The sequence below is a fragment of the Ottowia flava genome, from assembly GCF_008017535.1.
GTDB classification, from domain to species: domain Bacteria; phylum Pseudomonadota; class Gammaproteobacteria; order Burkholderiales; family Burkholderiaceae_C; genus Ottowia; species Ottowia flava.
Genome location: NZ_VRUA01000008.1, coordinates 26706 through 50619, shown reverse-complemented (window position 1 = coordinate 50619; position 23914 = coordinate 26706). Strand labels below are relative to the sequence as shown.

Annotated in this window: 16 protein-coding genes; 8 read left to right on the top strand and 8 right to left on the bottom strand. The window is 68.6% G+C overall.

Annotation, left to right across the window (positions count from 1 at the left end; genetic code table 11):
- Window positions 1–192: 192 nt before the first annotated feature.
- From FVQ98_RS09965 to FVQ98_RS09955, 3 genes are all read right to left on the bottom strand, one after another.
- The gene (locus FVQ98_RS09965; protein WP_370512942.1) at window positions 193–1953 is read right to left on the bottom strand and encodes a cytochrome D1 domain-containing protein; all 1761 of its coding nucleotides are present in this window, start codon (window positions 1951–1953) and stop codon (window positions 193–195) included.
- A gap of 409 nt (window positions 1954–2362) precedes the next feature.
- Window positions 2363–2566 (bottom strand): hypothetical protein, encoded by a 204-nt coding sequence (locus FVQ98_RS09960; protein WP_147913291.1) that lies wholly within the window; start codon window positions 2564–2566, stop codon window positions 2363–2365.
- Between the two features lie 93 nt (window positions 2567–2659).
- Complete coding sequence (locus FVQ98_RS09955) at window positions 2660–3181, bottom strand: Lrp/AsnC family transcriptional regulator (protein WP_147913290.1); 522 nt, start codon at window positions 3179–3181, stop codon at window positions 2660–2662.
- 145 nt (window positions 3182–3326) lie between these two features.
- Between FVQ98_RS09955 and FVQ98_RS09950 the strand changes: the two genes are divergently transcribed.
- Window positions 3327–6980, top strand: coding sequence for an indolepyruvate ferredoxin oxidoreductase family protein (locus tag FVQ98_RS09950; RefSeq protein WP_147913289.1), 3654 nt, complete (start codon window positions 3327–3329; stop codon window positions 6978–6980).
- A gap of 274 nt (window positions 6981–7254) precedes the next feature.
- Here FVQ98_RS09950 and FVQ98_RS09945 read toward each other — a convergent pair whose 3' ends face one another.
- From FVQ98_RS09945 to FVQ98_RS09930, 4 genes are read right to left on the bottom strand one after another with little or no spacing between them, the layout of a single operon-like run.
- On the bottom strand, window positions 7255–7710 hold the full coding sequence (locus FVQ98_RS09945) for a RidA family protein (protein ID WP_147913288.1): 456 nt from the start codon (window positions 7708–7710) through the stop codon (window positions 7255–7257).
- A gap of 33 nt (window positions 7711–7743) precedes the next feature.
- Window positions 7744–8688: a transglutaminase family protein gene (locus FVQ98_RS09940; RefSeq protein ID WP_147913287.1), complete on the bottom strand. Its 945-nt coding sequence runs from the start codon at window positions 8686–8688 to the stop codon at window positions 7744–7746.
- Between the two features lie 2 nt (window positions 8689–8690).
- Window positions 8691–11321: a circularly permuted type 2 ATP-grasp protein gene (locus FVQ98_RS09935; RefSeq protein ID WP_187265690.1), complete on the bottom strand. Its 2631-nt coding sequence runs from the start codon at window positions 11319–11321 to the stop codon at window positions 8691–8693.
- Between the two features lie 43 nt (window positions 11322–11364).
- On the bottom strand, window positions 11365–14901 hold the full coding sequence (locus FVQ98_RS09930; protein ID WP_147913285.1) for a transglutaminase family protein: 3537 nt from the start codon (window positions 14899–14901) through the stop codon (window positions 11365–11367).
- A 233-nt stretch (window positions 14902–15134) separates the two neighbouring features.
- On the opposite strand from FVQ98_RS09930, the gene FVQ98_RS09925 reads away from it, so the two are divergent.
- From FVQ98_RS09925 to FVQ98_RS09910, 4 genes are all read left to right on the top strand, one after another.
- Complete coding sequence (locus tag FVQ98_RS09925; RefSeq protein ID WP_147913284.1) at window positions 15135–17654, top strand: DNA internalization-related competence protein ComEC/Rec2; 2520 nt, start codon at window positions 15135–15137, stop codon at window positions 17652–17654.
- A gap of 107 nt (window positions 17655–17761) precedes the next feature.
- Window positions 17762–19231 (top strand): circularly permuted type 2 ATP-grasp protein, encoded by a 1470-nt coding sequence (locus FVQ98_RS09920; RefSeq protein WP_147913283.1) that lies wholly within the window; start codon window positions 17762–17764, stop codon window positions 19229–19231.
- A gap of 12 nt (window positions 19232–19243) precedes the next feature.
- Entirely contained in the window at window positions 19244–19390 is a 147-nt protein-coding gene (locus FVQ98_RS20315; RefSeq protein WP_147913282.1) for an alpha-E domain-containing protein, read from the top strand.
- Window positions 19384–20340, top strand: a complete 957-nt coding sequence (locus FVQ98_RS09910) for an alpha-E domain-containing protein (protein ID WP_147913281.1) — start codon at window positions 19384–19386, stop codon at window positions 20338–20340. Before FVQ98_RS20315 ends, FVQ98_RS09910 begins: the two co-directional genes overlap by 7 nt.
- A gap of 205 nt (window positions 20341–20545) precedes the next feature.
- Here the strand turns inward: FVQ98_RS09910 and FVQ98_RS09905 are convergent, their stop codons facing one another.
- The gene (locus FVQ98_RS09905) at window positions 20546–21451 is read right to left on the bottom strand and encodes a LysR substrate-binding domain-containing protein (protein WP_147913280.1); all 906 of its coding nucleotides are present in this window, start codon (window positions 21449–21451) and stop codon (window positions 20546–20548) included.
- 136 nt (window positions 21452–21587) lie between these two features.
- Here FVQ98_RS09905 and FVQ98_RS09900 point away from each other — a divergent pair, with 136 nt between their 5' ends.
- From FVQ98_RS09900 to FVQ98_RS09890, 3 genes are read left to right on the top strand one after another with little or no spacing between them, the layout of a single operon-like run.
- Window positions 21588–22547 carry a Bug family tripartite tricarboxylate transporter substrate binding protein gene (locus tag FVQ98_RS09900; protein ID WP_147913279.1) on the top strand — a complete coding sequence of 320 codons (960 nt, stop codon included), beginning with the start codon at window positions 21588–21590 and terminating at the stop codon, window positions 22545–22547.
- A 14-nt stretch (window positions 22548–22561) separates the two neighbouring features.
- Window positions 22562–23497, top strand: a complete 936-nt coding sequence (locus tag FVQ98_RS09895; protein ID WP_147913278.1) for an amidohydrolase family protein — start codon at window positions 22562–22564, stop codon at window positions 23495–23497.
- A gap of 31 nt (window positions 23498–23528) precedes the next feature.
- Window positions 23529–23885 (top strand): tyrosine-type recombinase/integrase, encoded by a 357-nt coding sequence (locus FVQ98_RS09890; RefSeq protein WP_255507724.1) that lies wholly within the window; start codon window positions 23529–23531, stop codon window positions 23883–23885.
- Window positions 23886–23914: the final 29 nt, after the last annotated feature.

The window sequence follows — 23914 nt, the reverse complement described above, 5'->3', positions numbered from 1 at the left end:
CTCCTTGGTGAAATCAGGCACCGGCTGGTGCCCGGGGATCGTCAGCACATCCACGGCTCATCCGTGGGCGGCTGCGAAGCAAGCCGCCAAGCGGGCCGCGGAGCAGGCCATCTCAGCGGGCGCCGTGGCCGGGCTTGAACCGGCCACTGGCGCCGTCCCCCGCGGGGAAGCCGCGCCAGCGGCACAGGGGGCTTAGTAAACGTCGTGCTGCGTGTTGTAGACGTTGAACTTGCCCGTCGGCGTGACCAGTTTGGGGTCCTTGATCACGGTCTTGCAGGTGCGGGTCTTGTCGTCCACCACCACCAGCGCAGACTCCTTGTCCTTGGTGTTCCACACCGAGAACCAGACCTCGTCGCCCTTGACGTTGTACTCAGGCTGCACCACGCGCTTGGGGCCGTCGTCCTTGATGCCCGCGCACCCGGCGATGTCGACGATCTGCGGCGGCTTGCTCAGGTCCTTGATGTCGAACACCGCCACGCTCTGGCTCAGCTTCGGATCGGGGTTGAGCGTGGTGTCCACCCACAGGTTGCTGGATTTCGGGTGCGTCTTGATGAACAGCGAGCCGCCGCCCTGACCCTTGAGGCTTTGCACCACTTTCCAGGCGTTGGCCTTGTGCTTGACCGGGTCGGTGCCGATGAGCGCAATGCTCTCATCACCCAGACCGGACGATGCCCACACCGGCCCGAATTTCGGGTGCGTGAAGTTGGCGCCACGGCCCGGGTGGGGCGTCTTGCCCACGGGCACCAGGGCGGCCAGCTTGCTGGTCTTCGTGTCGACCACCGCGATCTTGTCGGACGCGTTGGCGGCCGTCATGAAGTAGCGGCGGGTGGAGTCGAAGCCGCCGTCGTGCAGGAACTTGGCCGAGTCGATCTGCGTGGTCTTCAGGTTCTGCAGGTCGGTGTAGTCGACCATCCAGATCTTGCCGGTTTCCTTGGCGTTGACCAGGAATTCGGGCTTCTGGTGGCTGGCCACGATGGCGGCCACGCGCGGCTCGGGGTGGTACTCGTTGTCCACCGTCATGCCACGGGTCGCCACGATCTTGCGCGGCTTGAGCGTGTCGCCGTCCATCAGCACGAACTGGGGCGGCCAGTAGGTGCCGGCGATGGCGATCTTGTCTTCCCAGCCCTTGAACTTGGACGTTTCCACGCTGCGCGCTTCCAGGCCCACCTTGATCTCGGCCACGTTGTCGGGCTTTTCCATCCACAGATCGATCAGGTTCAGGCGCGCGTCACGGCCGATCACATAGAGGTAGCGTCCCGAGGCCGAGGTGCGCGAGATGTGCACCGCGTAGCCGGTCTTGACGATGTTGATGATCTTCTTGGTGTCGCCGTCGATCAACGCCACCTCGCCCGCGTCACGCAGAGTGACCGAGAAGATGTTGTTGATGTTGTAGTTGTTCATCTTCTTGGTCGGGCGCTGCGCCAGCGGCACGTACTCCTTGCGCGACTTTTCCATGTCTTCCAGGGAGAACTCGGGCGGTGTGGGAGGGTCGTGCTGGATGTAGCGGGCCATCAGATCGACCGTCTTCTCGTCGAAGTCGCCCGAAGTCAGCCAGTTCGGCATGCCGGCCGGCGAGCCGTAGCCGATGAACACCTTCAGGTAGTCGGTGCCCTTGGGAATGGTCAGGTCGGGCGTCAGCGGTTTGCCGGTCGCGCCCTTGCGCAGCACGCCATGGCAGCCCGCGCAGCGCTCGAAGTAGATCTGGCGCGCGCGGTCGAATTCGGCCTGCGACATCGGCGGTGCCTTAGGGTTGGCCGCCTGATGCATGGGTTCGTTGGCCAAGGGCGAAGGTGCGCCCTGGTAATTCTGCTCAGCAGGCGTCACGTCAGCCTTGTGGCCGCCCGCGGATGGCGCAGCCGTCTGCTGCGCCATGGCAGCGCCGCCCATCAGCAAGGCTGTGGTCAGCACCGCCGTCAGCGGCGAGAGTCTGGACTTCCTCAAGTTCGTTTTCATCGTCTGTTTCCGAGTCACCGGAGCGGCCTGTTTGGGTTTGCCCGTCGATGGCCGCTGAATATCTCGCCGGGCCTTGACATCATCTAGATTGACCCCGCGCGGTTCCTTGACATAGTTCAAGTCACCACGGCGGCTCGGCGGGGCATGCACGCGCGTTGATCTGGATCAGACGGGGCGCAGATCGGTGCGGTGGAATGCAGCGGCCATGACACGCGCGCAGGCATTTCCTAGGGATAACGCGCTGAGGGATTCGGCCAACCAGGTGCAGGGGAGCGTCAGCAACAGGCGACTTGCCGTTGCAGCGAAAGCCGAGCCGGGACAGAGGTGCGGGAAAGTCCGGTTGCGCGACCGGACTCAAGTGGCCCCGGAATTCGACGTGGCGGCGGCGTCCCGAGCGCCCGCCAGCGCGTCAGCGTGTAGGCGCGGTGGCGGGTGGGGAGCTGTGGCCGCTGTCGGCGCCGATCAGGTGGTCGATGGCACCACTGACTTCGTCGTGCGTCACCGGCGGGGTCGTCGGCAGCAGCGCGAGCACCCCGAACGCTACCACCACGGCCAGCAAGGTCAGCACCGTGAACCTCCAGTGCAGCGACGGGGGTGTGGCTGGGCGGCGCATGGCGATCGTCTCCGGTGGGTTAGGGGAAGGGTGCAAGCGATGATGGCGGGCGCCCGGGCCGCCTGTCTGTCGGACAAGACCGCTGCGATGCCCTCAACCCCCGTCTGCGGCGCGCCGCCGGCGTCTTGGCGCCGGGGCCGGTTCGGGCGGTTGCGCCGGCACCGGCAGGCGCACATCGGCCTTCACTTCCTTGAGCACGATGGACGAGCGCACGTGCGTTACGCCAGGCAGCCGGAACAGTTCGGTGTGAAGAATCTGCTCGTAGGCGGCGATGTCGGGGGCCAACACGCTCAGCACGTAGTCGGCCTGGCCGGTGGTGGACAAGCAGCGCACGATGGCGGGCGTCGCCTGCACGGCGCGCTCGAAGGCGTGCACCGTGTCGGCGCTGTGCTGGCTCAGGTTGACCTCGGCCAGCACCAGCAGGCCCAAGCCGACACGCCCTCGGTCGACGAGCGCGCTGTAGCCGGTGATCACGCCCGCGGCCTCCATGTCCTTGATGCGCTTCCAGCACGGCGTGGTGGACAGGCCGACGCGCTCGGCGATCTGCTGCACGGTTTGGCGTGCGTCGCGCTGCAACTCGCGCAGGATGGCCAGACTGTAGTGATCAAGAATCATGTTCTTAAATGATGTCTATTTCGAGAATGGGATTCCTATTTTGGCGTTATCTCAGCGTTTTCAGGGCACCTTTTTTTCATCGAGCGACCTAAAGTGACGGACTGCCTGCGACACACGACAAGCCGATCCCACCGGAGACAAGCTCATGAACGCCACCTCTGCCACCGCCGCGACCACCGCAGGCGCGGCCCCCCCCGACACCATCGTCCGCCAGGGCTACCAGCTGGCCGACAACCTCTGGGCCCGCGAAGGCCAGGTTTTCATGACCGGCACGCAGGCGCTGGTGCGCCTGATGCTGATGCAGCGCTGGCGCGACGCGGCCGCCGGGCTCAACACGCAAGGCTTCGTCAGCGGCTACCGCGGCTCGCCGCTGGGCATGGTCGACCAGCAGATCTGGAAGGCGGGCAAAACCTGGCGCGAGGAAGGTCTGAACTTCGTGCCCGCCATCAACGAGGAACTGGGCGCCACGCAGGTGCTGGGCACGCAGCGCGTCGAGAGCGATCCCGAAAAGACCTGCGACGCCGTGTTCGCGATGTGGTACGGCAAAGGCCCGGGCGTGGACCGCGCGGGCGACGCGCTCAAGCATGGCAACGCCTACGGCAGTTCGCCGCGCGGGGGCGTGCTGGTGGTGGCGGGCGACGACCACGGCTGTGTGTCGTCCTCCATGCCGCACCAGAGCGATCAGCTTTTTCAGGCATACCACATGCCCGTTGTTGCTCCGGCCACGGTGGGCGAGCACCTGGAGTTCGGCCTGTACGGCTGGGCGCTGTCGCGCTATTCGGGCAACTGGGTCGCGCTGACCTCGCTGTCCGAGGTGGTGGAAAGCGGCGCCACCGTCGATCTGGACGCGATCAATGCACGCGTCGCTGCCTGGAAAAGCGCCGACGAAGTGCGCGCGCTCACCGGTCACCAGCCGCCTGCAGAGGGCTTGCACTACCGCTGGCCGGACTTTCCGTCGCTACAGATTGAAGAGCGGCTTGCGCAGAAGTTGCAAGCCGTGGCGGCCTTTTCGGCCATCAATTCGATCGACCGGCTGACCATCCCCGCGCCGCAGGCGACGGTGGGTATCGTCACCTGTGGCAAGGCGCACTACGACCTGATGGAGGTGCTGCGCCGCCTGGAAATCACCGAAGACATGCTGGCCGTTGCCGGTGTGCGCCTCTACAAGATCGGCCTGGCGTACCCGATCGACGCGGGTCGGGCCACGGCGTTTGCCGATGGCCTGCGCGAGATCCTGGTGATCGAGGAAAAAGGCGCCGTCGTCGAAAACCAGCTGCGCGAGCTGTTCTACAACCTGCCCAGCGATACGCGCCCCGCGATCCTGGGCAAGAAAAACGCGCAAGGCCAGCCGCTGGTCAGCAGCCTGGGCGAGCTGCGCCCTTCGCGCCTGATCGAGCTGACGGCCGACTGGCTGATCCGCCATTTCCCCGAACGCTTTGGCGATCGCCGCGCCCACGTGCGCGATTTCACGCTGCCCGAGCTGCTCAGCAACGCGTCGGACAGTGTCAAGCGCCTGCCGTATTTCTGCGCGGGCTGCCCGCACAACACGTCGACCAAGGTGCCTGAAGGCTCTACCGCCAAGGCGGGCATCGGCTGCCATTTCATGGCCAACTGGATGGAGCGCGATACCGAAGGCCTGATCCAGATGGGCGGCGAAGGCGTGGACTGGGTGTCGCACTCGCGCTTCACGCGGATGCCGCACGTTTTCCAGAACCTGGGCGACGGCACCTACTACCACTCGGGCTATCTCGCGATCCGCCAGGCGGTGGCGGCCAAGGCGCGCATCACCTACAAGATTCTGTTCAACGACGCGGTGGCCATGACCGGCGGCCAACCGGTGGACGGTGTCATCAGCGTGGACGCCATCGCGCGCCAGGTCGAGAGCGAGGGCGTCAAGCAGGTCGTGGTGCTGTCCGACGACATCGGCAAGTACGACGCGATCAAGGGCAAGTTCCCGGCGGGCACCGAGTTCCACGACCGCGACCAGCTGGACGCCGTGCAGCGCCGGTTGCGCGACGTGGATGGTGTCACCGTGCTGATCTACGAGCAGACCTGCGCCGCCGAGAAGCGCCGCCGCCGCAAGAAGGGCGAGCTAGTCGATCCGGCCAAGCGCCTGTTCATCAACGAAGCGGTGTGCGAAGGCTGCGGCGACTGCAGCGTGCAGAGCAACTGCGTCGCCGTGCTGCCGCTGGAAACCGACCTCGGCCGCAAGCGCAAGATCGACCAGACCGCGTGCAACAAGGACTATTCCTGCGCCAAGGGCTTTTGCCCCAGCTTCGTCGGTGTGACCGGCGGCAAGCTGCGCAAGAAGGCCGGTGCGCTGGCGGGCGATGCCGGTCAGGCGGCCTTCAAGCGGCTGGTGGATGGCCTGCCGCAACCTGCGCTGCACCGCTGGACGGGGCCGTACGACCTGCTCGTCACGGGCGTGGGCGGTACCGGCGTGGTGACGGTGGGCGCCGTCATCGCCATGGCTGCCCACCTGGAAGGCAAGAGCGCCAGCGTGCTGGACTTCATGGGTTTCGCGCAGAAGGGCGGAGCGGTGATGTCCTTCGTGCGCCTGGCGGATGTGCCCGAGCGCCTGAACCAGGTGCGCATCGACACCCAGCAGGCCGACGCGCTGCTGGCCTGCGACACGGTCGTCGCCGCGCAGCCGGAAGCGTTGGGCACCGTGCGCCACGGCCGCACGCGCGTGCTGGCCAACGTGCACGAAACCCCCGTGGCCGAATCGCTGCGCAACCCCGACGCCGACCTGAAGACCGATCTGCTTCTGGGCAAGCTGCGCTTCGCCGCGGGCGACGACCGGGTGGAAACCTTTGACGCGCAGACGCTGGCACAGGATTTCCTGGGCGACACCGTCACCGCCAACATCCTAGCCATGGGCTACGCATGGCAGCGCGGGCTGGTGCCCGTCGGCCTGTCCGCGCTGCTGCGCGCGATCGAGTTGAACGGCGTGGCCGTGGCGTCGAACGTGGCGGCGTTTTCGCTTGGCCGCCTGGCCGCGGCCGATCCCGGCGCCTGCGAAGCGCTGCTGGGCGACCACGTCCAGCCAGACGCGCCCGCAGTGCGGGGCATCGACGCCCTCATCGCCCAGGGCATGAGCCACCTGACCGCCTGGCAGAACGCCGCCTGGGCCGAACGCTACGCCAAGCTGGTGCGCGAGGTCTACGCGGCCGAGCAGGCGCTGACGCTGCAGGGCGCAGACGAACACGCCTGGCCGCTCACGCGCGCCGTCGCGCAGTCGCTGCGCAAACTGATGAGCTACAAGGACGAGTACGAGGTCGCGCGCCTGTACACCGACGGCCACTTTGAAAAGGCGCTGTCGCAGCAGTTTGAAGGCGACGTGCGCCTGAGCTTCTACATGGCGCCCCCGGTGCTCAGCCGCGCCAAGCAGGGCGAGCCGCCGCGCAAGGTCGAGCTGGGCAGCTGGATGTGGCGCGCCATGCGCTGGCTGGCCAAGGGCAAGGCGCTGCGCGGCGGCGTGTTCGACGTGTTCGGACGCACCGACGAGCGCCGCATGGAGCGCGAACTGATCACGCGCTTCGAGGACCGCGTGCGCGAGTTGCTGCCGCAAATTGGCGCCGAGCAGCTGGCGCTGGCCACGCAGATCGCGGCGCTGCCGTTGTCGATGCGCGGCTATGGCCACGTCAAGCTGGCGAACGTGGCGCTGGCCCGCGTGCGCGAAACCGAACTGCTGCACCGCCTGAACCCCGAGCGCTACCCGGCGCCGCAGCGGCCCGCGACGGCCGAGGCGGGGCAAATCAAGGGCATTGCGATCCGCAGCCAGCGCGAGACGGCGTAAGAGGCGAGCGCACCGTTGGCGGGCGCAAGCGCAGGCAGTAGGCGATTGAAAGAATAGCTGCCTGCGCTGGTGGCTGTAAGTCTTGACGCCGATTGGATATAAAAAGGGCGACCCGATAGGTCGCCTTTTTTGCTGGTGCGCTGGCGCTCAAGGGAAGCCCACGCCGGAACCGAAGATGCTATTTAAAAGGTAGCTTGTCGCGCAGGTGACTGTAGGCTCAGAGCCCGATTGGATCTGAAAACGCCGCGCCGGGTCAAGTGCCCCGAGCCTGCTCTCACGCCACCTCGGCGATCAGCTCGATCTCCACACACGCGCCCAGCGGCAGCGTGGGCACACCGAAGGCGCTGCGGGCGTGCGCGCCCTTGTCGCCAAAGACCTGGGCCAGCAGTTCGGAGCAGCCGTTCGTGACCAGGTGCTGCTCGGTGAAATCGGGCGTGCTGTTGACCAGGCTCATCACCTTGACGATGCGGCGCACCTTGTCCAGATCGCCCACGGCGGCCTTCAGCGTGCCCATCAGGTCGATGGCGACGGCGCGCGCGGCCTCGGCGCCTTGCGCCGTGGTCATGTCCTGGCCCATGCGGCCCACCCAGGGCTTGCCGTCCTTGCGGGCGATGTGGCCGGACAGGAACACCAGGTCGCCGGTGCGCACGAACGGCACGTAGGCTGCGGCGGGCACGGAAACGGGGGGCAGAGTGATGCCCAGCTGGTCAAGTTGGCTCTGGATGCTCATGGCGGTGTCTCGGTTGGATGGAAATCGGGGCCGTCAGCTGGCGGGCGATTCGGGCGGCAGCTGGTCGGCTTCGTACGGTTCGACTGTAACGCCCACGTGCAGGCGGTGCTGCCCGGCGCCGTTGATCACGCCGCGCAGAGGGGAGACGTCGGCGTAGTCCCGCCCGATGGCCAGGCGCACGAAATCCTCGCCCGGCGTGCCCCAGCCATCGCGCGCGTTGGTCGGGTCCAGGTCGTACCAGCCGCCGGGACCGTCGCTGCCCGGCTGCGCGGGCAGATCGGGCAGGTAGACCGACACCCAGGCGTGCGAAGCGTCGCTGCCCACCAGACGCGGCATGCCCGGCGGTGGCTGGGTCAGCAGGTAGCCGCTGACGTAGCGCGCCGCCAGCCCCAGCGAGCGCAGGCAGGCCAGCATGACGTGGGCAAAGTCCTGGCACACACCTTCGCGCCGCTGCAGCGCCAGCGCCGCGGGCGTGTTGATCTCGGTCACGTGGGCGCGGTAGGTGAATTCGTTATGCACCTGGTGCATCAGCGCGCGCCCGGCTTCGATCAGCGGGCGCCCCGGGGTGAAGCAGCCACGCGCGTACGCAGCGAACCCGTCGCCCGGGTGCACGTAAACCGAGGGAAAAACGAATTCACTGGCCGCGTGGTAGGGCTGCTCGGCCCGGTAGCGGAAGGCTTCGCGCGCAGCCTCCCAGGCCATGCTGCTCTCGGGCAGCGGCGGTACGCTGGTGTCGATCAGGCTGCGCGCGCGCACCAGCAGGCCGTCGTGCGGGCGGTCGAGCTCGATCATGCTGCGCTGGTTGCCGTACACATCGGCCTCGTCGCGTCGCACGGTGGGCGTGGGGCTGACTTCCAGCCGGTGGTCGCGCACCGTCTGGCGCGGGGTGTGCGGCGGAATCAGGTGGATCAGGTGCCGCGCAGTCGCTACGGGCGGCTGGTAGTCGTAGCGGGTGTCGTGCGTGACGGCCAGACGCATGCTCAGGCCCCCACGCTGCGGCGCGCGTCGTCGGTGTGGCTGAAGTAGCGCAGCGCGATCGCGTCCGACAGCTCGCCCGCCGCGTCGCCCAGTGCGTGCAGTAGCGCCTGCAGGGGGACGAAATCACCGATGGCGTCGGCCTCGCACAGCGTGGGCAGCTCCGCAATGTCGGGCTGGCGCAGGCGCTGCGACAGGTTTTCAACCCCCATCGCCTCGCGCTGGTGCAGGTAGCCCAGGCGCCCGTTCAGTGTCTGCACCACCCAGGCCAGCGAACGCGGGTTCTGGTAGTTCAGCACCACGTGCTCCAGCAGCGCCGGGATTTCGCGGCTGCGCTGGTAGCGCGCATGGAACGAGATCGCCGAGTCGAACAGGTCCAGCACCACGCCGAAGCCCGCGGCGTCGTGCACGGCGTTGGTGTAGAAGCCGCGCGACAGGGCGTCGGTCAGAAAGCCCAGTCGCTCCAGTTGACGCCCGGCCGAAAGCAGCCGCCAGCCGTCGTCGCGCCACATGCGGTCGTTCTGCGCGCCGGTGATGGCCGCGAGGTTCTGGCTCAGGCGGTCCAGCGCGGACAGCGCGTCCGACGCAGCCGGCGGATCGAAGCGGTTCAGTGCTTCGCAGTCGTCGCGAAACTGCTCCTGCGCCTGCTTGATGAAGTTCCAGTGTTCGGTCGACAAGCGCTCGCGCAGCGCGGCGCCGGCGCTGCGCAGCCACCACAGGCTGTAGCCGACGCTCGGCACCGTTTGGGTGTCGCCCAGGTGGGCAATCAGGGCGCGTTCGAATTCGGCTCGCCATTGCAGCGGTTCCGGTTCGCCGCTGGCGGTCAGGCCAGCGCTTTCGGCCAGCTGGCCCAGCCACATCAGCATGGCGGGCGAGGCGTCCTCCTCGCCGTGCAGTGCTTCGAGCGTGATGCGCGCCAGGCGGGCGGCATTCTCGGCGCGCTCGGTGTAGCGCCCGAGCCAGAACAGGCTTTCGGCCGAGCGGCTGGTGACGAGCCGCTCGCGTGGCAGCCCTTGCGGCCCGGGCGTGGCGGCAATGGTGGGCGCCAGGGGGCTGTGGTCGGTTTCGTCGGTGGGCGCCTGTTCGTCCAGCACCCAAGCATCGGCGCTGGAGCCGCCGCTCTGCATGCTGGCGATGCCGGCGTCGCCAGCCACCAGCCGCGCCATGCCACCGGGCAGCACCTGCCAGTCGCCCGAGCCGTCCGACAGCGCGAACACGCGCAGGATGGACGAGCGCATCGCCATGCGCGAGCCTTCCGGGCCGCTGCGCCACACTGGCGTCTGCGAGGTGGGCAGGAAGGCCTGCACCGTGTGCTCGTCCGGGGTGTGTCGGATGCGGTCGACCCAGTCGGCCAGTTGTTCGGGGCCCATCAGCGGGCCGACCCCGGCTTCGAAGGTTCCGCGCGACAGCGACCACGGGTAGGTCGGCTTGATGACCGAACGCGCCAGTTGCGGCAGCACTTCCTGCATGGCCGCCTGTTCGCCGCACCACCAGGTGTGCAGGGCGGGCAGCTTCAGTTCTTCGCCCAGCAGGCGGCGCGCCAGCGCGGGCAGAAAGCCCAGCAGCGCGCTCGACTCCAGAAAGCCCGATCCCAGTGCATTGGCCATCAGCACGTTGCCGGCGCGCACCGCCTGCACCAGCCCGGGCACGCCGAGGCGCGAGTCGGGGCGCATCTCCAGCGGGTCGACCCAGGCGTCGTCCACGCGCTTGATCAGCGCATCCACCGGCCGCAGGCCGTGCAATGTCTTGAGGAACAGGCGCTCGCCGCGCACCGTGAGGTCGTTGCCCTCGACCAGGGTCACACCCAGGTAGCGTGCCAGGTAGGACTGTTCGAAATAGGTCTCGTTGTACGGGCCCGCCGTCAGCAGCGCGACGTGCGCGTCGGCGCCGCCTGGCGCCAGGCGCTTGAGGCCCTCGATGAAATCGCGGTAAGTGGCCGCCAGCCGCCGCACATGCAACGCGTTGAACGCCTCGGCAAACTGGCTCGACACCGCCAGCCGGTTTTCCAGCAGGTAGCCCAACCCCGAAGGCGCCTGCGTGCGCTGCGACACCACCCACCAGTGGCCGTTGGGGCCGCGCGCCAGGTCCATGGCCACCACGTGCAGGTGCTGGCCGCCGACGGGTGCCACGCCGTGCAGCGCGCGCAGGTAGTCGGGGTGGCCCTGCACCAGCGCGGGGGGCACCAGGCCTTCGCGCAGCAGGCGGCGTTCACCGTAGGCATCGGCCATCACCGTTTCGAGCACGCGCACGCGCTGCAGCACACCGGCTTCGATGTGGGCCCAGTCGGCACGGGTGATCAGCAGCGGGAACAGGTCGAGCGCCCAGGGCCGCTGCAACTGCACGTCGTCGGTGTAGACGTTGTAGGAAACGCCGTTCTCGCGCAGCTGGCGCGCCAGCCGCGTGGCGCGCTGGTCCAGCTGCGACCAGCCCTGCGGGCCCAGCGCGCGAAAGAAGTTCGCCCACGCCGGGGCCAGGGGCGTGTCGGCCGCGCTGGCGCCGGTCACGGCCCGGGCGCGCTGGCCGAACAGCTCGTCGTAGTGCGCCTCGGCGGCGCGGGGAAAATGTGCGCCGCTGGCGCCCTGAAACTGTGAGCGCAAGAGACGCAATTCCTCGGATGCGGTGTCCGATGCAGACATGACCCGGCTATTGTCGCCCAAGGGCCCGCGTGCCGGGCTGGCTTCAGGCGCGCGGGCGGGCGTGGCGGCGCAGGTCCAGCGTGAACGGAAACGCGCGGCTGCCGGCGCGCGCTGCATCGTCGGGTGTCAGGGCCGACGGCGCGTGCGAATGCCCGACCACCGAAAAGCGCGCCAGGCGGCGGCTTTCCGCTTCGTAGGCGTTGACCGGAAAGCTGCCGTAGTTGCGCCCGCCGGGGTGCGCCACGTGGTAACGGCAGCCGCCCACGCTGCGCTGGTTCCAGCTGTCGATCACGTCAAAAGTCAGTGGCCCCTGCGGTTCGATCGACGGGTGCAGCGACGACCACGGGTTCCACGCCTTGAAGCGGACGCCCGCCGCGTAGCTGCCTTCGGCGCCCAGCGGCTGCAGCGGCACCGCGCGCCCGTTGCAGGCCAGCACGTAGCGCGCGGCGTTGAAGCCGCTGACCTGCACCTGCAGTCGCTCGACCGACGAATCGACGTAGCGCGCCGTGCTGGCGCCGGCGTTCTGCTCGCCCATCACGTGCCAGGGCTCCAGCGCGTGGCGCAGCGTCAGTCGCAGGCCGGGCAGGTCCAGCTCGCCGACCAGCGGAAAGCGGAACTCCTGGTGCGGCGCAAACCATGCGTCTTCCAGCGCAAAGCCGGTCTGTCGCAGCTCGGCCAGCACGTCGGCAAAGTCGGCCTGCACGAAGGCCGGCAGCATGAAGCGGTCGTGCAGCGCATTGCCCCAAGGGATCGGCGCGCGCGGGTACGGCGTGCGCCAGAAGCGCGCCACCAGCGCGCGGATCAGCAGCTGCTGCACGATCGCCATGCGCGCGTGCGGCGGCATCTCGAACGCGCGCAACTCCAGCAGGCCCAGCCGCCCGGTGGGGCTTTCGGGTGCGTACAGCTTGTCGATGCAGAACTCGCTGCGGTGCGTGTTGCCGGTGACGTCGACCAGCAGGTTGCGCAGCGTGCGGTCGACCAGCCAGGGCGCGACGGCGCCGGCTTCGGGCACGACACCCGGCGCGGCGCCGGTCTGCGCGCGCAGCTGCTGCAGGGCGATCTCCAATTCGTACAACTGGTCGTCGCGCGCCTCGTCCACGCGCGGCGCCTGGCTGGTGGGGCCAATGAACAGGCCGCTGAACAGGTAGGACAGCGACGGGTGGTTCTGCCAGTACACCAGCAGGCTGGCCAGCACGTCGGGCCGGCGCAGGAAGGGGCTGTCGGCCGGCGTGGCACCGCCCAGCACCACGTGGTTGCCGCCGCCGGTGCCGGTGTGGCGGCCGTCGGTCATGAACTTTTCGGCCGACAGGCGCGCTTCGTGCGCGGCGCGGTACAGAAATTCGGTGTTGCCAACCAGTTCGCGCCAGCTGGCCACGGGCTGCACGTTGGCTTCGATCACGCCGGGGTCGGGCGTGATCTGCAGCATCTTCACGCGCGGGTCGCGCGGCGGCGGGTAGCCTTCCAGCACCACGGGCTGGTCGATCTCGGCGGCGGTGGCTTCGATGGCGGCGCACAGGTCGAGGTAGTCCTCCAGCCGCTCCAGCGGCGGCATGAAGACGTAGAGCACGCGCGACGCGCCGGCCACCGGGGCGAAGCGCTCGACCGCTGCGCGGTGCCGCTCACGCGCAGCGCGGGCGGCGTTGGCGGCGTCGTCATCGCCTTCGATGTCGGGGAATTCCTCCAGCACGCTGTGGCCTCGCACCGGGTCGCGCGCTTCGACCACCAGCGCGGTGCGTGGCACCCACGCGGCGGATTCATGGCGCGCTGGCGCGCGGTCGCGCGGGTCCTTGCCGTCTTCGGAGGGGCTGGAAATTGCTCCTGATTCTGTAGCTGCCTGCGCAGATTCATCTACGGATAGAGGCTCTTTTTCTTCAAAGCCGTCGGGATTCAGGTGGCGCGCCAGATCGGCATCGCTGACCCACGGCAGGCTGGCCAGCGGCAGGCGGAAGCCCATGGGCGAATCGCCTGGCACCAGCGTCAGCCTGTCGCCGCGGAACCACCAGCGCGCGCTCAGCCAGCGCGGGCGCTGCCCGTCGGCGGACGGCCACGGCTCGGGCAGGTTCTCGAGCTGCGCCGTGGCGTGCAGAGGCAGAGCGTAGCCGACGACCGCGTCAAGCCCTTGCGTGAAGACGGCGCGCAGGCGCTCGCGCTCGGCCTCGTCGGCCAGGCGGCTGTCGAAGGGGTCGACGTTGAAGGGCAGCTGCCGCTCCCGCTGCAGGTAGTGCCAGGTGTCTTCGTAGGCCGGGCGCACGGTGGCGGTGCCCACGCCCAGTCGCTGGGCCAGCGCTTCGGTGAAGCGGCGCGCGTCTTCGGTCGTGGCGTTCTGCGGCTGGCGCTCGTCGGCCTGCCAGCGCGCGTCCTGCCACAGCGGTTGGCCGTCTTCGCGCCAGAACAGGCTGAGCGCCCAGCGCGGCAGTTGCTCGCCCGGGTACCACTTGCCCTGGCCCAGGTGCAGCAGGCCGCGCGGGGCGTAGCGGTCTTTCAGGCGGTACAGCAGGTCCAGCGCGAACACGCGCTTGGTCGGTCCCAGCGCCGTGGTGTTCCATTCCAGGCCGTCCGGGTCGTCCACGCCGACGAAGGTCGGCTCGCCGCCCATGGTCAGGCGTACGTCGCCGGCCTGCAGCTGCGCATCGACCGCGTCGCCGGCGGCCAGGATGGCGTCCCACTGTGCGTCGCTGTAGGGCAGGGTGACGCGCGGCGTTTCCAGCAGGCGCGTCACCGTCATGGTGTGGTTGAACTGCACCTCGGCTTCGTCCATCAGCCCCTCAATGGGCGCGGCCGACGACGGCTGCGGCGTGCAGGCCAGCGGGATGTGCCCTTCGCCGGCCAGAAGGCCGCTGGTCGGGTCCAGGCCGACCCAGCCGGCGCCGGGCAAATACACCTCGCACCAGGCGTGCAGGTCGGTGAAGTCGACCTCGGTGCCGCTGGGGCCGTCCAGCGATTTGACGTCCGGTGCCAGCTGAATCAAATAGCCCGACACAAAGCGCGCCGCCAAGCCCAGGTGGCGCAGCAGCTGCACCAGCAGCCAGCCGGAATCGCGGCACGAGCCGCTGGCCAACTGCAACGTCTGCTCGGGCGTTTGCACGCCGGGCGCCATGCGGATCAGGTAGGCCACGTCGCGCTGCACGCGCTGGTTGAGCTGCACCAGGAAATCGATGGTCGGCGTCTCGCTGCGGTCGATGCCGGCCAGGTACTTCGCGACGAGCGGCGTGGCCGTGTCGGCCTGCAGGTACGGCGCCAAGTCTTCGCGCAGCTCGGGCGTGTAGCTGAACGGGAAGCGCTCGGCCGAGGGCTCCAGGAAAAAGTCGAACGGGTTGTAGACCGCCATCTCGGCCACCAGGTCCACGGTGACACGGAAGTCGGTGGTCTTGTCCGGAAAGACCAGTCGCGCCTGGTAGTTGGCGAACGGGTCCTGCTGCCAGTTGATGAAGTGCTGCGCCGGCTGCACGGTCAACGAATACGACAGCACCGGCGTGCGGCAGTGCGGCGCCGGCCGCAGGCGCACCGTTTGCGGACCCAGCTGCACGGGCCGGTCGTAGCGGTAGTCGGTGACGTGGGTGAGGGCGACGTGAATGGCCATGGAATGCGTTGCCTGCCAAAGGTGTACCGGGGACGAAGTCATGCTAGCAAGCGGCGGGCCAGCGGCGTGTAGGGCAGGGCGCTGACCGGCGGCGCTGCCAAGCCGCGCATCCGCTACGCTGTGGTGCTGGCGCAGGGCGCGTGCGTGGCCCGTGCCCGCCAGGGAGGATTGCAAAAGAAAATGGCCGCCAGCCCTACAGACACCTGCGCAAGCAGCTATCAATGGGATAGTGAATGAGCGCGCCTGCGCAGCACGCCAATGAACCGGGCAGCAGCTCTGTCGCCGCTGTCGCGCGCACGGCCTGGCTGCTTCCCGCCGCGCTGGCCGGCTGGATCGCGGGCACGGCACTGCAATTGCAGCAGCGCGATCTGTGGGGCCTGGCCGCGTACGCCCTGCTGGCGGTGGCTGCGCTGCTGTCGGCGGCAGGCGCCGTCTGGGTGGTCGTTCGCTGGCGCCGCCACGTGTTGCCGGTCACGGCCTTGGCCGCCATCAGCGCCGCGTTGCTCGCCTTCGCACTGACCGGCGGGCGCGCCACGCAGCTGCCGCCGATCGGTGCGGCGCTGGAAGGCGTGGACCTGCAGCTGACCGGCGTTGTGGCGCGCATGCCGCAGCTGGGCGAGCAGGGTACGCGTTTTTTCTTTGACGTGGTGCAGGCCACGCAGGACGGCCGCCCGGTGGCGGTGCCGCCGCGCCTTTTGATCGGCTGGTACCGCGATGGTGGCGGCTTCGCGCCAACGGCGCCCGGCACCGGCGCCGCGCTGCCCGAGCTGCACGCCGGCGAACGCTGGCGCTTCACCGCGCGGCTGAAGGCGGCGCACGGCAACTTCAACCCGCACGGCTTCGACTACGAGCTGTGGCTGTGGGAGCAGGGCGTGCGCGCCACCGGCTATGTGCGCGCGGGCGCCAGCGACACCGTGCCGCAGCGCCTGGCGAGCGGCGAAGGTCACGCCGTCGAGCGCCTGCGCCAGGCGGTGCGCGACCGCATTATGCGCACCGCCGCGCCGTCTGCCGACCCGGCGGCACAGCGGCGCGCGGCGGTGGTTGCGGCGCTGCTGACGGGCGACCAGGCGCTGATCGAGCGCGGCGACTGGGACCTGTTTCGCACCACGGGCGTCGCGCATTTGATGAGCATTTCGGGCCTGCACATCACGATGTTCGCGTGGCTCGCCGCGGCCGTGGTCGGCTGGGCGTGGCGGCGCAGCGCGCGCTGGAGTTCGAGCCTGCGGTGGCCGGCGCGTTTCAACCCCTGCCTGCGCTGGCCGGCGCCGCACGCGGCCCTGGTCGGCGGCGTGGCGCTGGCGGCGGCGTACGCGCTGTTCAGCGGCTGGGGCGTTCCGGCGCAGCGCACGGTGCTGATGCTGGCCACTGTGGCTGCGCTGCGCGTCAGCGGGCTGCGCTGGCCGTGGTGGCTGACCTGGCTGTTGGCCTGCGCGCTGGTGCTGGCGTGGGACCCCTGGGCCTGGCTGCAGGCGGGTTTCTGGCTGAGCTTTGTCGCTGTCGGGGTGCTGTTTGCTACCGATTCAGGAGCTGGTAGCGCTGATGGTTATAGCGCTGGCGGTCGATTTGTTCAGTTGTTGCGCGAACAATGGGTGGTGACGCTGGCGCTCACGCCGCTGTCGCTGCTGCTGTTCGGGCAGGCTTCGGTGGTGGGGCTGCTGGCCAATCTGTTGGCCATCCCGTGGGTGACCGTGCTCGTCACCCCGCTGGCGGTGCTGGGCGTGCTGTGGGCGCCGCTGTGGCAAGCGGCGGCGTGGGCCTTGCAGCCGCTGATCGCGCTGCTGCAGTGGCTGGCGGCCTGGCCGGGCGCGAGTGTGGCCGTGGCGCAGGCGCCGCTGGTGCTGGGCGCGGCCGCGGTGGCCGGCGGCTTGATGCTCGCGCTGCCCTGGCCATGGCAGCTGCGGGTGGTGGGGCTGCCGCTGCTGGCGCCGCTGCTGCTGTGGCAGCCGGCGCGACCTGCGCCGGGGCAGTTTGAGCTGCTGGCCGCCGACGTCGGGCAGGGCAACGCCGTGCTGCTGCGCACCGCCACGCACAGCCTGGTGTACGACGCCGGCCCGCGCTATTCGCTGGACAGCGACGCCGGCGACCGCGTGCTACTGCCGCTGCTGCGCGCTTTGGGTGAACGGGTCGACACGCTGGTGCTGAGCCACCGCGACAGCGACCACACCGGTGGCGCCGCGGCGCTGCTGACCGGGCAGCCCCAAGCGGCCGTGCTGTCGTCGCTGGAGGCCGATCACCCCTTGCGCGGCGTGCGCCCCGTGCTGCGCTGCCTGACGGGGCAGCATTGGGATTGGGACGGCGTGCGTTTCGAGGTGCTGCACCCCACGCCGGCGCTGTACGACGCGAAGGGCCTGAAGCCGAACGCCCTCAGCTGCGTGCTGCGCGTGCGCGCGGCCGGTGGCGCCGGTGCCTTGCTGGTGGGCGACATCGAGGCGGCGCAGGAGCTGTCGCTGGTGCACGCGCACGGCGCCGGGCTGCACGCCGAGGTGCTGCTGGTGCCGCACCACGGCAGCCGGACCTCGTCCACGCCCGAATTCATCGACGCCGTGGCGCCGCGCTGGGCCTGGGTGCAGTCGGGCTACCGCAACCGCTTTGGCCACCCCGCCGCGCCCGTGCTCGCGCGCTATGCCGAACGCGGCATCGCGGTGGTCGATTCGCCCCATTGTGGTGCGATGCACTGGCGGAGTGCACAGCCCGGCGCGCTGGGGTGCGAACGCGCGCTGCGGCGCCGCTACTGGCAGCACCAGCTGCCTTGAAAGCCGCGCCAGCCGGGGCTTTTGCCGGGCTGGCGCCCTTCTTGCTATCCTAGCTTGGCCGGCAACTGCGCATGGTGGCGCGGTGGCGGGCAGCAGGAGGCCTTGGGATGCACCCGTTCGATGAAATGTACGAATCGCTTGCCAACGCGGCGGCGCTGCCCGAGGCCTATGCCGCCGCCGCCGTGCGCTCGCATTACCAGCAGTACGCGGCCTGGCTGGCCGGGCAGAGCGCCGAGCAGATGCGCGACCGGCGCGAAGAGGCGGAGGTGATCTTCCGGCGCGTCGGCATCACCTTCGCGGTGTACGGCGCCAAGGACGGGGACGGCTCGGGCACCGAGCGCTTGATTCCGTTCGATTTGATCCCGCGCATCATCCCGGCGGACGAATGGGACCACCTGGAGCGCGGCCTGGTGCAGCGCGTGACGGCGCTCAACCGTTTCCTGCACGACGTCTACCACGACCAGGAAATCCTGCGCGCCGGCGTCGTCCCGAAAGACCAGGTGCTGAAGAACACGCAGTACCGCCAGGTCATGCAGGGTGTGGATGTGCCGAACCAGATCTATTCGCACATCTCGGGCGTGGACATCGTGCGCGCCGGCCGCGTGGACGGGCAGGGCGAGTACTTCGTGCTGGAAGACAACCTGCGCGTGCCCAGCGGCGTGAGCTACATGCTGGAAGACCGCAAGATGATGATGCGGCTGTTCCCCAGCCTGTTTGCGCGCCACCCCGTGGCACCGGTCGCCCATTACCCCGACCTGCTGCTGGAAACCCTGCGCGACAGCAGCCCCGGCACCTCGGCCAACCCCACGGTCGTGGTGCTGACGCCCGGCATGTACAACAGCGCGTACTTCGAACACGCCTTCCTGGCCCAGCAGATGGGCGTCGAACTGGTCGAGGGGCAGGACCTGTTCGTCAAGGACGACTTCGTCTACATGCGCACCACGCGCGGCCCCAAGCGGGTGGACGTGATCTACCGCCGCGTGGACGACGACTTTCTGGACCCGGAGGTGTTCCGCCCCAGTTCCACCCTGGGCTGCGCCGGCCTGATGGAAGCCTACCGCGCCGGCCACGTGACGATCTGCAACGGCGTCGGCACCGGCGTGGCGGACGACAAGTCGATCTACCCCTACGTGCCCAAGATGATCGAGTTCTACCTGGGCGAAAAGCCGATCCTCAGCAACGTGCCCACCTACATGTGCCGCCAGCCGGAAGACCTGCAGTACGTCATGGCCAACCTGCATGAGCTGGTGGTCAAGGAAGTGCACGGTGCGGGCGGCTACGGCATGTTGGTCGGCCCCGCGTCCACGGCCGCCGAGATCGAGGCCTTCCGCGCCGCCGTGCTGGCCAACCCCTCGGGCTACATCGCCCAGCCCACGCTCAGCCTGTCGAGCTGCCCGACCTACGTCGACGCCGGCATCGCTCCGCGCCACATCGACCTGCGGCCCTTCGTGCTGTCGGGCAAGGAAGTGCAGATGGTGCCGGGCGGGCTGACGCGCGTGGCGCTGCAGCAAGGGTCGTTGGTGGTCAACTCGTCGCAGGGTGGCGGGACCAAGGACACCTGGGTACTGGAAGCTTGAGGAAGTTGCACCATGCTGAGTCGCACCGCTGATCACCTGTTCTGGATGTCACGCTACACCGAGCGGGCAGAAAAGGCCGCCGCAGGCGGTCTTTCGCCACAACACCGCAGGCGTGCGCAGCACGCGCGGTGTTCTCTGCCCGAGGAGCCGTCATGCTGAGCCGTACCGCCGACCACCTGTTCTGGATGTCGAGGTACACAGAACGGGCAGAGAACACCGCACGCCTGCTGAATGTGCACTACGAAACCTCGCTGCTGCCGCAGTCGGCGGCGGTGTCCGAGCACGGCTGGACCGGCATCCTGTCGATCAGCGAGCTGCTGCCGGCCTACACCGCGCGCCACGGCGAGGTCACGCCGCAGGGCGTTATGAACTTCATGGTGCTGGACGAGGGCAACCCTGCGTCGATCATGGCCTGCCTGAAAGCCGCGCGCGAGAACGCCCGCGCCGTGCGCGGCACGCTGACGACCGAAGTGTGGGAAACGCTGAACCAGACCTGGCTGGAGATCGTGCGCCTGCGCCGCGCCGGCGCGTTCGAGCGCGACGCGGGCGAGTTCTTCGAATGGGTCAAGTTCCGCTCGCACCTGTCGCGCGGCGTCACGCTGGGCACCATGCTGCAGGACGAGGCCTTTCACTTCCTGCGCCTGGGCACCTTCCTGGAGCGCGCCGACAACACCGCGCGCCTGCTCGACGTGAAGTTTCACGCGGTCGAAAGCGACTTCTTCGGCACCGCCAGCGAGCGCGACATCGAATACGACTTCTACCACTGGTCGGCCATCCTGCGCAGCGTGAGCGCGTTCGAGGTCTACCGCAAGGTCTACCGCGACGTGATCGAGCCCGAGCGCGTGGCCGAACTGCTGATGCTCCGCCACGACATGCCGCGCTCGCTGCACCACTGCATGGGCGAAGTGGTGGGCAACCTGCGCCTGGTCGGCGCCGACCCGGTCGGCGAAACCATGCGCCACGCCGGCCGCCTGCGCGCCGACCTGCGCTTTGGCCACATCGACGAGATCCTGGCGACCGGGCTGCACGCCTTTTTAACGCAGTTCCTCGACCGGGTGAACGCGCTGGGCGGGCACATCAGCCGGGACTTTCTGGTTTCAGCGGATTGAAAGCCGGACGGCTGGCGTCCAGACAAGTCCTGAAGTCGTTAGGAACACTCAAGAAAAATTGGCCTTCGGACCATGCCAGGCCTGCGCAGGCAGCTATCAAATAAGTAGTTTTCCAAAGCTGCTGCCGGGGTCGTGCCAGCATCCTGCATGGGCTGCCAGAAGGGTGTTGGTGCATACATCTGCGTTGGCGGGGCTCAGCCACCCATCACAGGCCCAGCTCCGCCACCACCACCCCGCGCAGCCAGACATTGCCGGGGTCTTCATGAAAGCGCCGGTGCCAGTGCATGCGGATGGTGCTTTCGGGCAGAGGCAAGGGCAGGTCGACCACGGCCAGCCGGCCATCGGCGACAAAGGCGTCGGCCAACTGGCCGGGCACAACGGCCAGGTAGTCGGTGGCTTCCAGCAGCGGCGGCACCATCAGGTAGGACGGCAGCTCCAGCGTGTCTGCTCGACTGAGGCCGTGCTGCGCCAGGCCTTCGTCGATGTGGATCTGGATGCCCGAGGTCAGCCGCACCACCAGTTGCGGCGTGGCCGCGAAGCGGCGCAGGTTCAGGCGCGACCCGCTCGCCAGCGGATGCCCGCGGCGCACCAGCCCGACGAAATGGCGATCAAACAGGCGGCGCTGGAACAGCGTGTCGGGCAGGGCGGGGTAGTGGCCGATGGCCAGGTCGATCCGGCCATCGGTCAGCTCGGCCGCAATGTCGGTGCCGCCCAGCGGGTGCAGCGTGAGTGACACCTGGGGCGCCAGTTGGCGCACCGCGCGCACGATGCGCGGCAGCAGCACGTAGGCGCCGACGTCGGACAGCAGCAGCTGGAAGTTGCGCTGCGCGGTGGCGGGCTCGAACGCCCCGGCGCGCAGCACCTGCTCGCGCACCTGCGCCAGGATGGCGGCAACCGGCTCAGCCAGCGCGCTGGCCCGCGCTGTCGGCAGCAGGCCGCGGCCCGTGCGCACGAACAGGTCATCGTCCAGCAGCTTGCGCAGGCGCGCCAGGGCGGCACTGAGTGCCGACTGGCTCATGTCCAGCTCGCGCGCCGCCAGGGTGGCACTGCGCTGGCGCAGCAGGGCGTCCAGCACCGGCAGCAGGTTCAGATCGATGGTTCTGATATCCATGAAATCGATTTGGCATACTCAATTCATGCCGTAGACGCGAATTCTGACGCCCCGTACGCTGCGTGGCAACACGGTCAAAACGCGGGCCCATCGCCTGCTTTGCCGTGGTCCGTTCCACCGACAGGAGACAAGACACATGCAACGACGCCACTGGGTGCGCCTGGCCATCGCCGCCGGACTGATCAGCACCGCCGGCTGGGCCGGCGCGACCCCGCCCTTGACCATGGTGGTGCCCTCAGGCGCCGGCAGCGCGCCCGACATCGTGGCGCGCCTGCTGGGCGATGAGTTGACGCAGCGCCTGGGCCAGCCCGTGGTCATCGACAACCGGCCCGGCGCGGGCGGCATCGTCGCCACGCTGGCCGCCAAATCGGCCAAGGCCGATGGCAACACCGTGCTGCTGGCGCAGGCTGCGGTGGTTACGCTCACGCCGCTGCTCTACCGCGCGGCCAAGTACGACATGGCGCGCGACTTCGAGACGGTGTCGGTGGTGGCCGACACGCCCATGCTGTTTGTGGCCAATCCCAAGACCGGGATCAAGACGCTGGGCGAACTGCTGGCGCAGGCCAAAGCCAAGCCGGACGATCTGACCCTGGGTAGCCCTTCGCGAGGGTCGGTCCCACACCTGAGCGGTGAACTGCTGGAGCAGATGGCGGGCATCCAGTTGCGCAACGTGCCCATGGGCACCAGCGGGCAGGCGATCCAGTCGGTGGTCGGCGGCGACACGCAGGTGTCGGTCGACGGCATCGCGCCCCTGCTGCCGCTGGTCAAGGCGGGGCGCCTGCAGGCGCTGGCCGTCACCTCCCGCCAGGTGTTGCCGGGGCTGGAAGCCTACCCGCTGGCCAAGGCCACCGTGCCTGGGCTGGAGGTGTCTGGCTGGTTCATGCTGTTCACCAACAAGGGCGTGCCGGCCGCGCGCGTGCAGCAGCTCAACGATGCGGTGAATGCGGCGCTGAAAGCGCCCGCGCTGGTGCAGAAACTGCAGACCGCCGCGACCTACCCAGTGGGCGGCAGCGTGAAGGATGCGCGCGACTTTCTCGCGCGTGAGCAGAAGCTGTGGACCGGCGCCGTGAAGCAGGCCGACCTGAAAGCCGAGTGAGGCAGGAGCGCGCCATGACCACCCATCAACGCATCGACACCCACCTGCACGTCGTGCCGCCCGCCTATGCGGCGTGGCTGGCGTCGCGCGGCATCAACGCCGGTGGCCGCGCCATTCCCGAATGGACCGTGCCCGCCGCACTGGAACTGATGGACGGCGCCGGTATCGCCACCGGTATCCTGTCCGTGTCCACCCCCGGCGCCCACCTGGGCGATGACGGCGAGGCGCGCGAGAAGGCGCGCGAGGTCAACGAATTCGCCGCCCACGTGGTGCGCGGTGCGCCCGACCGCTTCGGCTTCTTCGCCACGCTGACCCTGCCCGACGTGGAGGGCGCCATCGCCGAAGGGCGCCACGCCTTCGACGTGCTGGGCGCCGACGGCGTTGTACTGCTGGCCAATGTGCGCGGCACCTACCTGGGCGATCCGGCGTGGGAGCCGCTGATGGCCGAGCTGAACGCGCGCCGCGCCGTGGTCTTCATCCACCCCTCGTCGCTGCCGTGCCCACCCGTGCCCGGCATCGCGCCCTTCGTGGCCGACTTTCTGCTGGACACCACGCGCGCCGCCATCAACCTGGCGCGCGTCGGCACGTTTGAACGTTACCCTGACCTGAAGATCATCCTGTCGCACGCCGGCGGCTTCGTGCCGTTCGCCGCTGAGCGCATGGCCCGTGCCTGCGCCGATGATGGTGAAGACATGGCCCAGGGTTGCGCGCGTCTGAAGCGCTTCTATTTCGATCTGGCCCTGTCCAGCAGCCCGTACGCGCTGCCCAGCCTGCTGGCCTTCGCCGAGCCCACCCACATCACGTTTGGCAGCGACTGGCCGTTTGCTCCCAAGCAAAGGTCCTGGCACTTCGCGCGTTTGCTGGATGAGTTTGCGTTGACGCCGGAGCAGCGGCATGCGATTGATCGAGGTAACGCGGAGCGGCTGTTTCCGCGTTTGAAGCGGCTTTGAACTGTGAATCGCCCCAGTTTTTTGGGCACCTGTGAGCCGCCCTGAATGGCATCGTTCGAAGATCGGCAAGAACCCGGAGTTTTGCTTCACCTATAACGGCCAGCCCATCCGATGGGACGGGATCAACACGGCCTGGCAAATGGCGTTGAATCGCTCCAGGATCAGCGATTTCCGGTTTCACGCTCTTCGGCACATCTGGGCTTCTTGGCACCGTCAGGCAGGCGCGTCCTGCAACGAGCTCAAGGACTTGGGTGGCTGGAAGTCGCGCAGCATGATGGATCGCTACGCCAAATTTGCAACCGAGAACCTGTTGTCCGCGGCGACCAGGATCGAGCTGAGTCGGGAAGGGCGGAACGTGGTGCCGCCGTCACGTTTTCGTCACGCCTAGAAACGAAAAGGCCCCGCACTTTCGTGCGA

Coding starts and splice junctions, on each gene's coding strand:
- FVQ98_RS09960 (WP_147913291.1), bottom strand. CDS start 2,566: ATGCGCCGCCCAGCCACACCCCCGTCGCTGCACTGGAGGTTCACGGTG.
- FVQ98_RS09930 (WP_147913285.1), bottom strand. CDS start 14,901: ATGGCCATTCACGTCGCCCTCACCCACGTCACCGACTACCGCTACGAC.
- FVQ98_RS09965 (WP_370512942.1), bottom strand. CDS start 1,953: ATGAAAACGAACTTGAGGAAGTCCAGACTCTCGCCGCTGACGGCGGTG.
- FVQ98_RS09900 (WP_147913279.1), top strand. CDS start 21,588: ATGCAACGACGCCACTGGGTGCGCCTGGCCATCGCCGCCGGACTGATC.
- FVQ98_RS09955 (WP_147913290.1), bottom strand. CDS start 3,181: ATGATTCTTGATCACTACAGTCTGGCCATCCTGCGCGAGTTGCAGCGC.
- FVQ98_RS09945 (WP_147913288.1), bottom strand. CDS start 7,710: ATGAGCATCCAGAGCCAACTTGACCAGCTGGGCATCACTCTGCCCCCC.
- FVQ98_RS09905 (WP_147913280.1), bottom strand. CDS start 21,451: ATGGATATCAGAACCATCGATCTGAACCTGCTGCCGGTGCTGGACGCC.
- FVQ98_RS09910 (WP_147913281.1), top strand. CDS start 19,384: ATGCTGAGCCGTACCGCCGACCACCTGTTCTGGATGTCGAGGTACACA.
- FVQ98_RS09940 (WP_147913287.1), bottom strand. CDS start 8,688: ATGCGTCTGGCCGTCACGCACGACACCCGCTACGACTACCAGCCGCCC.
- FVQ98_RS09895 (WP_147913278.1), top strand. CDS start 22,562: ATGACCACCCATCAACGCATCGACACCCACCTGCACGTCGTGCCGCCC.
- FVQ98_RS09950 (WP_147913289.1), top strand. CDS start 3,327: ATGAACGCCACCTCTGCCACCGCCGCGACCACCGCAGGCGCGGCCCCC.
- FVQ98_RS09935 (WP_187265690.1), bottom strand. CDS start 11,321: ATGTCTGCATCGGACACCGCATCCGAGGAATTGCGTCTCTTGCGCTCA.
- FVQ98_RS09925 (WP_147913284.1), top strand. CDS start 15,135: ATGAGCGCGCCTGCGCAGCACGCCAATGAACCGGGCAGCAGCTCTGTC.
- FVQ98_RS09920 (WP_147913283.1), top strand. CDS start 17,762: ATGCACCCGTTCGATGAAATGTACGAATCGCTTGCCAACGCGGCGGCG.
- FVQ98_RS20315 (WP_147913282.1), top strand. CDS start 19,244: ATGCTGAGTCGCACCGCTGATCACCTGTTCTGGATGTCACGCTACACC.